This window comes from Sulfuricurvum sp. (genome assembly GCF_028681615.1).
In the GTDB taxonomy this organism is placed as follows: Bacteria; Campylobacterota; Campylobacteria; order Campylobacterales; family Sulfurimonadaceae; genus Sulfuricurvum.
The window spans coordinates 25,639-35,185 of the sequence record NZ_JAQUHV010000020.1 but is presented as its reverse complement, the minus strand read 5'-3'; the positions used below and the strand labels follow the sequence as shown (position 1 = coordinate 35,185).

At 39.4% G+C, this 9,547-nt stretch carries 7 protein-coding genes and 1 pseudogene; all 8 read left to right on the top strand.

From position 1 onward, the window contains the following. Positions 1-331 precede the first annotated feature (331 nt). Complete coding sequence (locus PHE37_RS12790) at positions 332-628, top strand: PepSY domain-containing protein (RefSeq protein WP_300008730.1); 297 nt, start codon at positions 332-334, stop codon at positions 626-628. A 13-nt stretch (positions 629-641) separates the two neighbouring features. Beyond that, positions 642-1,319 carry a response regulator gene (locus PHE37_RS12785; protein WP_300008729.1) on the top strand — a complete coding sequence of 226 codons (678 nt, stop codon included), beginning with the start codon at positions 642-644 and terminating at the stop codon, positions 1,317-1,319. After that, a complete protein-coding gene (locus tag PHE37_RS12780) occupies positions 1,316-2,632 on the top strand; it encodes an ATP-binding protein (protein WP_300008727.1) in 1,317 nt (438 codons plus the stop codon). The genes PHE37_RS12785 and PHE37_RS12780 overlap by 4 nt, the downstream gene beginning before the upstream one ends. After that, positions 2,629-3,945 carry a TolC family protein gene (locus PHE37_RS12775; protein ID WP_300008725.1) on the top strand — a complete coding sequence of 439 codons (1,317 nt, stop codon included), beginning with the start codon at positions 2,629-2,631 and terminating at the stop codon, positions 3,943-3,945. Before PHE37_RS12780 ends, PHE37_RS12775 begins: the two co-directional genes overlap by 4 nt. Then, on the top strand, positions 3,942-4,967 hold the full coding sequence (locus PHE37_RS12770; protein ID WP_300008723.1) for an efflux RND transporter periplasmic adaptor subunit: 1,026 nt from the start codon (positions 3,942-3,944) through the stop codon (positions 4,965-4,967). Before PHE37_RS12775 ends, PHE37_RS12770 begins: the two co-directional genes overlap by 4 nt. Further along, on the top strand, positions 4,964-7,978 hold the full coding sequence (locus tag PHE37_RS12765) for an efflux RND transporter permease subunit (RefSeq protein ID WP_300008721.1): 3,015 nt from the start codon (positions 4,964-4,966) through the stop codon (positions 7,976-7,978). Before PHE37_RS12770 ends, PHE37_RS12765 begins: the two co-directional genes overlap by 4 nt. A 24-nt stretch (positions 7,979-8,002) precedes the next feature. After that, complete coding sequence (locus PHE37_RS12760; protein WP_300008719.1) at positions 8,003-9,259, top strand: HD domain-containing phosphohydrolase; 1,257 nt, start codon at positions 8,003-8,005, stop codon at positions 9,257-9,259. 124 nt (positions 9,260-9,383) lie between these two features. Beyond that, positions 9,384-9,512, top strand: a pseudogene (locus PHE37_RS13870) (CcdB family protein); the annotation flags it as partial. Positions 9,513-9,547 lie beyond the last annotated feature (35 nt).

Genomic DNA, 9,547 nt, shown 5'->3' with positions numbered 1-9,547 from the left:
AAAAGACGACACAGCTATCTTGGATATTTGTCTCCAAACGAATTTGAGGTAAGATACTTCTCGGAATCAAGAAACCATGAGGTGTCGGTCGTCAATTGAACCGTCTACTAAATGGGGGTCATTCCACTTAGCATGTTGATAGTGTTGATACATGTGTCTCTCATTTAAATGAATGACGCATGTTAGATAATGAAAATGAACTATAACTTAACGATTTTCAAGCTTAATATAGTATTACACGAGTAGATGCCATTAAGTTATAACTCATACTTGTACTCTACACTTTTACCAGCGAATTAAAATTTGCAAATCAATTAGAAGGATTTTTTACATGAAAAAAGTAACTACTATTACACTTGTTACACTATTAACAGCATCGGCAGCATTTGCCTATACCGGTAGTGAGATGGCTAAAAAGGCAAATGTTACAATGCCCGAGGCGCAAAAAATTGCCCTTAAAACCTATGCTGGTATAATCATTGATGAAGAGTTAGAAAAAGAATCTGGAGGAAGTGGTCTGAGATATTCTTTTGTCATTAAACAAGGAAAAGTCTCTCATGAAGTGGGTGTTGATGCTAAAGATGGAAAAATCTTAGAAAATAAAGTTGAAGGCCCGAATGCAGACTGATGGGGAGATATAGATGAAACTACTGTTAGTTGAAGATGATGGAATGGTCGGTGAAAGTCTGCAAAAAGGGCTTAAAGCTGAAGGATACAGTGTGGATTGGGCGAAGACAGCAGGTGATGGTTCTTTTGCCCTTGAAACCAATGCCTATGACATCATGCTTTTAGATTTGGGGTTACCCGATTATTCAGGGATAGAGCTTTTACAGATAATACGGCAGAAACACAACCAAGTTCCAACCATTATTTTAACCGCAAAAGATTCGATTCAAGATCGTGTTGGGGGATTAGATGCGGGAGCAGATGATTATCTGGTTAAACCATTTAGTTTAGATGAACTGCTGGCACGGCTTCGAGCGCTTTTACGTCGAAAAAATGGAAGAGCTGAACCGTTAATTGAACATAACGGGCTTATATTAAACCCCAAAACATTTGAAGCGATACTTGATAATCAAACTTTCAAACTTTCTACTAAAGAATTTGCAGTTCTCATGGCACTGATTAAAACACCGGGAGCACCCTTGTCAAAAGGACAGCTTGAAGCGCAGCTCTACGGATGGGAGGACTCAAACCAAAGCAATACGATCGAAGTTTTTATCCATTCGCTACGCCGAAAATTAGGACAGGAATGGATAAAAAATATTCGGGGATTAGGGTATTTCATTCCTAAAAATCCTAGAAAAGAGACACATTGAATTCAATTCGCTCAAAACTTCTTGCAACTCTTATGGGAACGGCTTTTTGTGCTATGTCCATAGCTGCTATAGCTGTTTATTTTGAGGTTAAAGATGAAACAAATGAACTGTTTGATTATCAGCTTGAACAGATGGCCGGAGTCTTTTTAAACACATCTACGCTTTCATTTGATCATTTTATAAACAAAAGCAACATTGAAGAAATAGATAATGACTTTGCACTCATTGTTTATGATGCTCAACACAAAAAAATCTACTCAACCGGTATGGATGTTAGCATTCCTTATCCATCCATTTTAGGGTATAAAGACCAAATCATAGAAAATAAAAAATGGAGTTCTTTTAGTGCAAAAAACAATGATAAAACAGTTACTGTTTTACAGCCTGAAGAGGCACGTCAAGAGATTGCTGCTTCGACAGCACTTATGTCTATTTTACCTTTTTTGATTGTATTGCCGATATTTGCCCTCTTGATTTGGTTCATCGTTCGCAAAGAATTATCACCTATAAATGATTTTCAAAACACTGTTTCTTCATTGGATGAGCATAGGTTGGAACCCTTGATTTTCTCTTATTTGCCTCGTGAACTTAAGCCCTTAGGAGATGCTCTTAATGCAATGATCGAGCGGTTAAAAATTGCTCTCCAAGCACGTAAAAACTTTGTAGCCGATGCCGCGCATGAATTGCGTACCCCCTTGTCCGCTTTGCTGCTTCAATTGGAATTGGCTAAAAAATCTGTGGATCCAAAAGAGACTCAAACGGCTTTAGAAACCTTGGGAAAAGGGATTCTAAGGGCGAATCGACTGATCGAACAGCTTTTGATGCTTGCACGGCAGGAAAAAAGCAGTGATCGGATGGATGAAAAAACAGATTTGACCCATGTGGTATCGGAAACTCTTATTACTTTGCTTCCTCTGGCTGAAGCAAAAAAGATTGAACTTATCGTTGAACAGATTGAACCGGCAAGTATCATAGCGAACGAATACGATATCCAAACCCTTGTTACTAATCTGCTTGATAACGCCATCCGCTATACCCCACAGAGGGGAACGGTTTCTATTGGGCTCTATATCTTACACAATGTGGCCGTTTTAAAGATAATTGACAATGGTATTGGAGTCAATGAGAGTAACAAGGAACGGGTCTTTGACCGTTTTTATCGGGTCAACAATCACCATAGTATCGGGAGCGGATTGGGGCTTTCCATTGTCAAAGAGATTTGTCAAAAATATGATATTAAGATTATCCTTGAGGATAATATTCCTAGCGGAACCATCGTCACTCTCGAATTTCATCAAGAAAGATCAGTATGATAAAAAAATTCAACACGCTTGCAATGGGTATTGTTGTTAGTTTAGGATTGGTTGGATGTGCAACGTATAAGCCGCAAGTTCTCCCTTCTGTCGCCGACATTGTTTCGCCCTCAAAAGTTGATGACATAGATACAAGAAAGGGTACGAATACCAAAAATTTATCGCTTATTGTCCATGAAGTAGCACGGTATAACCCAGATTTGAGAGCCATGCGTCAGGATCTTAATATTTCTGATGCTCTTGTTCTTGGTGCCGGTTTGCTTCCTGATCCCTCAGTCGGATTGTCGATTGCAACACCCTTGGGAGGGGAAGGACTTTATAATGCTTTGGGTGCTGGAATCGGTTGGTCATTGGGATCATTGTTCACCCGATCAAGCGATGTAAATCGTGCCCAATTGGAACGTAATGTGACCATCGCGAGCTATGATTGGCAGGTACGCCTCACTATTGCGAACGCACTGGTTCTTGCAGGTCGTTTAAACTCGCTTCAAGAACAGCGAAAAATTGCATTAAGAACGCTTGAGTTATCTCAGCGTTTATCCGAGGTGACGGGTCAAAAGGCATTAGTGTTTGATGAAACACTCATCATGAGCAACAGCCGAAAAATGATGATGCTCGATGCGCTGGATACTCAAGCAAAAATTAACGATCAGATTGCTTCTACGCAGTATGAACTCAACTATCAATTAGGTCTTGCACCTTCTGAAAAGATTCAGATTGTTCCGTTTGATTTGGATGGAAGCATTCCTGATCCTAAAGCATTGTTTGAACAAGCCGTTGAAAAACGAAATGATCTTGTAGCTCGCCAATACGCATATCAATCGAGTGATACATTCTATAAACGAAATTTACTGGCACAATTTCCCTCATTCGCACTTACTTTGAACTGGTCAAGTGATACTTCGAAAATCAAAACATTTGGTCCCTCGGTCACTTTTGATCTTCCGTTATGGAATCGAAATCAGGGGGGGATCGCCCTTTCAAAAGCGCTACGAGATAAAGAAAAAGAGAGTTATTCGGCAGCATTAGAGAGAGCGTATAGCGATATTTTTTCATTGAGCGATGCACTGAAAAGAAATCAAATATTGTATGCAAAAGCCAAGGACGAAAGCACTATGAATCAAAAACTCACAGAGACACTTCACAAGGCCCTCAAAAAAGGAGATATCACCTTGATCGATTACACCGCAAAAATGAATGAAATCAATACAAAAGAGCTTTGGATGATCGGATTGTCCCAGAGCATTTTTGAGCAACGAATCGCTTTGTCCTTAGCAAGCGGATCTAGTACAATGTTAGGTGAAACCAAATGAAAAAATTAGCCATTATATTAACGTGCCTTACTTTCTTCTCCGTTGTAGCCCTTAACGCACAGGTCATTGCAACGGTATCAGCGCAAAAGGCAACCGTCGCATCACTGGAAAAGAGTGTTCGCGGCTATGGATCGATTGACTTTGATCCCCTTACATCGACAACGCTTTCTCTTGAATCCGGGGCAAAAATTGTTGCAGTAAAGGTAGTGCCGGGGCAAAAAGTCAAAAAAGGGGAAATCGTAGCAACGATTGCCCCAAGTGAGAGCGATGTATCGGCACTAAGGTTGGCAACGATAAGTGTCGAATATGGACAAAAAGAGAAAAACAGGGTATCTTCTATGCGTGATGCCGCATTGGCAACCAATGCAGACGTTGAGCTTGCCTCACAAAATCTTGATAAAGCATTGCAGACCAAAGCAGAGTTATCCAAAAAACTTCACTCCGCTATAGGTGGAACTCTTAAATCACCGATAAACGGTGTTATTCAAAGTATTATGATCAAAAACGGGGATATTGTCTCGGCTCAAATGCCTCTTATTCTGATTGGAAGTGCCAATCATCTGATTGCTACACTGGGTATTGAACCATCAAGTGCTCGTGATATTCGCATGGGACAAAAAGTGATTATTACACCCTCTTCATCTTCATTGAAACCGCATATCGGTTCAATCGTTTCACTATCCTCTCAAATAGATCCTAAAAGTAGATTGGTGAGTGTTCGGATTCAAATCCCGTCATCGAAGGATTTTATGGCCGGTACCTCTATCTCAGGTGAAATAGTAACAGGATCGGAACGCGGTATTGTCCTCCCATCAACAGCAATTATTACGCGTAACAATGTGCATTATTGTTTTGTGGTAATGAACCAAAAAGCTCTTTTACGCAAAGTAAGGGTTGGAAATTCTCATAATGGAAATACCCTCATATTGGAGGGGATTCGTTCCAATGATCACGTGATTACCCTTGGCAATTATGAGTGTGAAAATGGTATGCGGGTAAATGTAATGGAGAAAGTACATTGAACTGGGTAAAAAATCATAAGAGATCCATCCTGTTCGCAGCGTTGTTGCTTTTCATCGCAGGGGCATTTTCGGCATGGAAACTTCCTGTTTCACTTTTTCCAACGGTCAGTTTTCCTCGCATTGTCGTATCGGTTGATTCTGGAAATCTTCCGATAGATCAAACAAATCTTGAAATAACACGTCCCATTGCTCAGGCTATCCGGTCGATTCCGGGCGTTAAAACGCTCCGTACCACCTCCGCCAAAGGATCAAGCGAACTCTCCGTTTTTTTTGAGTGGGGGCTTGATATGGATAAGAAACTTCTTCAGATAGAGTCAGCCGTCAATCAAACAATTCCCCTTTTACCGCCAGGGGTATCGTATGATGCTAAACGGATGGATCCGACTGTTTTTCCTATTTTTGGGCTCTCTTTGACTTCTGATACGTTATCACCCGTAGAGTTGCGCTCTTTTGCTATGGAACAGATGCGACCTTGGCTTTTTACTATTAACGGAGTGGCGCAGGTACAAATTCAGGGGGGACAAAAAAAGCAGTTTAATATTGTAGTTGATCCCATAAAGATGGCTTCATTTAACCTCACTGCTTCACAAATTGTGGATGCACTGCATGCCAATAACCAAATTGTTGGTGTTGGACGGTTTGAAGAGCATTATCGTCTCTACCAAGTGCTTGTAAACCACCAGAGCACCACAATTGATGCACTTTCAAATCTTCCGTTGATTGTCGATCAAAATGGAACCGTTTTGCTGAAAGATGTTGCTACGGTAAAAGAATCGGTTCAACGAGAGTGGGTAGGAGTCACTGCAAACGGCAAAAATGCAGTATTGATCAATATACTGCAACAACCGGGCGCCAATTCGATTGATCTTGTTAATATGGTCAAAGAGACACTCAACGTTCACAAAGATCAAATACCAAAAACGGTAAAAACGGGTGTTTGGTATGATCAGTCCGAACTCGTCAGTGATGCCGCAACAAGTGTTAAAGACGTAATTATCATAGGTGCACTTCTTGCCTCTTTGGTCCTGTTTTTATTTTTTAGAAATTTTAAACTTACAATTATTGTCTCGCTTTTATTGCCCGGAATATTAATAGCATCAGTTTTTTTAATGAAGATGTTTGGAATGAGTTTTAATATTATGACCCTTGGCGGTATGGCAGCTGCGGCAGGGCTTGTTGTGGATGATCTTGTAGTTATGATTGAGTATATTATTCGCGGTCTCGAAGGGAATAAAAATAAGTCATTTTCAATTACGGTGTATTCAGCCGCTAAAGAGATCGGGAAACCACTGTTTGCAACGTTTCTTGCTACCGTAATCGTTTTTTTGCCCCTTTCTTTTTTATCAGGCGTTGCGGGTGAATTTTTTAAAGCATTGGCAACAACCATCACTATATTAATCTTATTTTCGGTACTCACAGCATATTTTGTCGTTCCGATTTTATTTGAAAGATTTTTACATTCTCATAATACCTCTAATGCAACGCACGCTTCAGCATTGATGAAAAAAGTTCATCTCCATTACGCTCATTTAATTACAAAACTCATTCGTAAGCCGCTCATCCCGCTCATCTCTGTTTTTATTTTAATCACATTAGGCGGTATATCATTTTGGGGACTTGGAAGCGGCTTCTTACCTCGCATGGATGAGGGGGGATTTATTTTAGATTATAAAATGGAGCCGGGGACGTCATTAACTGAAACGAATCGTATTTTGAATCAAGTCGATAGCATTCTGCTCAAAGATCCAGCGGTTGATGGCTATTCCAGACGAACAGCCCTTCAGCTAGGCGGCGGTATCTCCGAAACAAATGAAGGGGATTTTTTTATCAAATTGAAAAAAAAGCGTAAAGATGACGTTACACACGTAATGGGACGTCTTCGAGATCAAATCGAAAGTCGTGTTCCAGGGCTTCGAATTGAAACGGCGCAGCTTATGGAGGATGTTATTGGTGATTTGACGGCAACTCCACAGCCGATTGAGATCAAGATATTTGGAACCGACACGCTATCTAATCAGGCAACCGCTAAAAAAATTGCGGCTACTATCAGCCATATTTCGGGAGTGACTGAAGTGTTTAACGGGATTGTCTCCTCTGCTGATGCGTACACGATTAAAGTCAATCCGCTACGCTCAAGCAATGAGGGGATGACACCTCTGTCGATTCAAAATCAGCTTTCAACTCTGATGGATGGAACGGTTGCGACGACGATTCCAAATGGCTCTCAACCTATCGCTCTAAGGGTGTTGGGTGATATGTCTCTCTATAACAGCGGCGAGAAATTGTCACACTTACCCATCGTTGCGCCCGACGGCCATATATTTGAATTAAATAGAATAGCCGATATCTCGATCGATACCGGTCAGGTTCACATCAAAGAAGAAAATCTCAAACCAATGATCGCTGTTACAGCACGTGTTGAGGGGAGAGCATTAGGGGATGCAATGAATGATGTCAAAAAATCTATTGCACTGCTTGATCTGCCTAAAGAGATCTCGATCGAGTACGGAGGTATTTATAAAGAACAGCAACAATCTTTTAGAGAGATGATCTTGGTTATTATTGCCGCCGTTTTGCTAATTGCCGGATTACTGCTGGCATTCTATGAAAATATTAAAACCGCCGCCATTATTCTAGTAACGATTTTTCTATCGCTTCCCGGGGTTTTTCTTGGGTTATGGTTAAGTAAAACCGAGTTAAATTTGACAGCCCTTATCGGTTTAACGATGATATTGGGGATTGTTGCAAAAACAGCAATGTATTATTTCAGCGAACTTGATTTATTGACATATCGAGGAATCCGGAAATTTATCAAAGCCGGACAACTTCGCTTGAGACCCGTCGTTATGACAGCTGCAATAGCTATTCTATCTTTGATTCCATTAGCCCTTGGAATCGGGAGTGGTGCACAGATGCAAGCGCCTCTGGCAATTGCGATTATTTCAGGACTTTTATTTGAAATTCCGGTCGTTTTAATACTTATGCCACTTATAGTAATTCGATTTAAATAGCAACAATGCCTAGGAGTAAAGAAAATGATTAAAAATATCTATCCTGGTCCATTGCAAAAAAAGTTATTACAAAGGCTTTTGATATTTACATTTGTTATGGCATTTTTATCTGCTATAACTACTTTATTGATAGAACTTGGTTACGTACAGGAACGTGTAGAAAAACGTGCACTTGACACCATGAAAACAACACTATTTTCGTTTAATTTTTCCTCTGTTCAAAATAACACTTTCGATATTGAAAAAAGTAAACTTTTTTCACTCACATTTTTTGACCAAAACGGTAGTGTCATTTATCATCGAAGCAAACAAGGTTCCGAACCTATTCTGCTAGATCTGAAACAAAACGAAAAACTTTTTTCGGATCATGAACCCGATAATGAAACTGCAATTTACAGCCGAAGCAAGCTTAACGATCATATCTTTGTCACATTAATAATTCCCGTTTTTGATAATGATATTATTTCATGGATTGAAGTCTATTATGATGCAACTCAAAATGGCGATATAGCAGATGTGTATAAAGATATTACATTTAATATACTCTTAACTCTTAGTATAGTTTTTCTCGTTGCCGTCTTTATTTATCCAACTATTCTCTTTCTTGAACGAAATTTAATTGCAAGAACTCGAGAGCTTTATCGAGCTAATCTTGACTTGCTAGGTGTTATGGGTACAGCCATCGCCAAGAGGGACAATGAAACCAATGCTCATAATTATCGTGTTACCCTTTACACTATTGCTTTTGCCAAAGCTATCAAAGTAAATAATGAACGTATGCGTTCACTGATTAAAGGTGCATTTTTACATGATATTGGGAAGATCGGTGTATCCGATGCAATTTTACTTAAAAATGGCACGTTATCAGAAGATGAGTATGATGCAATGAAGAAGCATGTTGATTATGGAGTCGAGATTGTACAAAATGCAAGTTGGCTTAATGATAGTATTGACATTATTGCATTTCATCATGAACATTACGATGGCAATGGATATCAAAAAAAAATGCAAGGCAAATCCATTCCGAAAAACGCTCAATTATTTTCAATTGTAGACGTCTTTGATGCTTTAACATCACGTCGTCCTTACAAAAAAGAATATTCTTATGAAACAGCAAAAAGAATGATGTTATCCGAATCCGGAACACATTTTAACCCGGAAATGCTATCGATATTTTTTACGATTATACGACCTCTCTATAACCAAATTGGGGCTATTGAAGATGAAGTATTGTTAAAAAAACTTTTGGGTGAAGAAACTGCGTATTACTTTATGGAATAGCATAAATTTTTCCAATTACTTTGTAATGACAAATGCCGGGAGGAGGGAGCTTTAACCCTGTAATAGCATTGAACGCTTTATCCAATATTCTCCACATTTATAACTTTCAAATAATAAAAATACAACAGTAGTTACTATGTTTCCCTATCTCCTTGATATCCAAGGCGATATCCTCTCTAGTTTAGAGACAAGAGTTATGATCCCTTTACGTGAAAACTGCAAATCGATTAAACATCTCAATTTTTCAATATAATTTATCTTATGTTAACCAAGATTAATTTGATTCAA

Coding starts and splice junctions, on each gene's coding strand:
- PHE37_RS12790 (WP_300008730.1), top strand. CDS start 332: ATGAAAAAAGTAACTACTATTACACTTGTTACACTATTAACAGCATCG.
- PHE37_RS12785 (WP_300008729.1), top strand. CDS start 642: ATGAAACTACTGTTAGTTGAAGATGATGGAATGGTCGGTGAAAGTCTG.
- PHE37_RS12775 (WP_300008725.1), top strand. CDS start 2,629: ATGATAAAAAAATTCAACACGCTTGCAATGGGTATTGTTGTTAGTTTA.
- PHE37_RS12770 (WP_300008723.1), top strand. CDS start 3,942: ATGAAAAAATTAGCCATTATATTAACGTGCCTTACTTTCTTCTCCGTT.
- PHE37_RS12760 (WP_300008719.1), top strand. CDS start 8,003: ATGATTAAAAATATCTATCCTGGTCCATTGCAAAAAAAGTTATTACAA.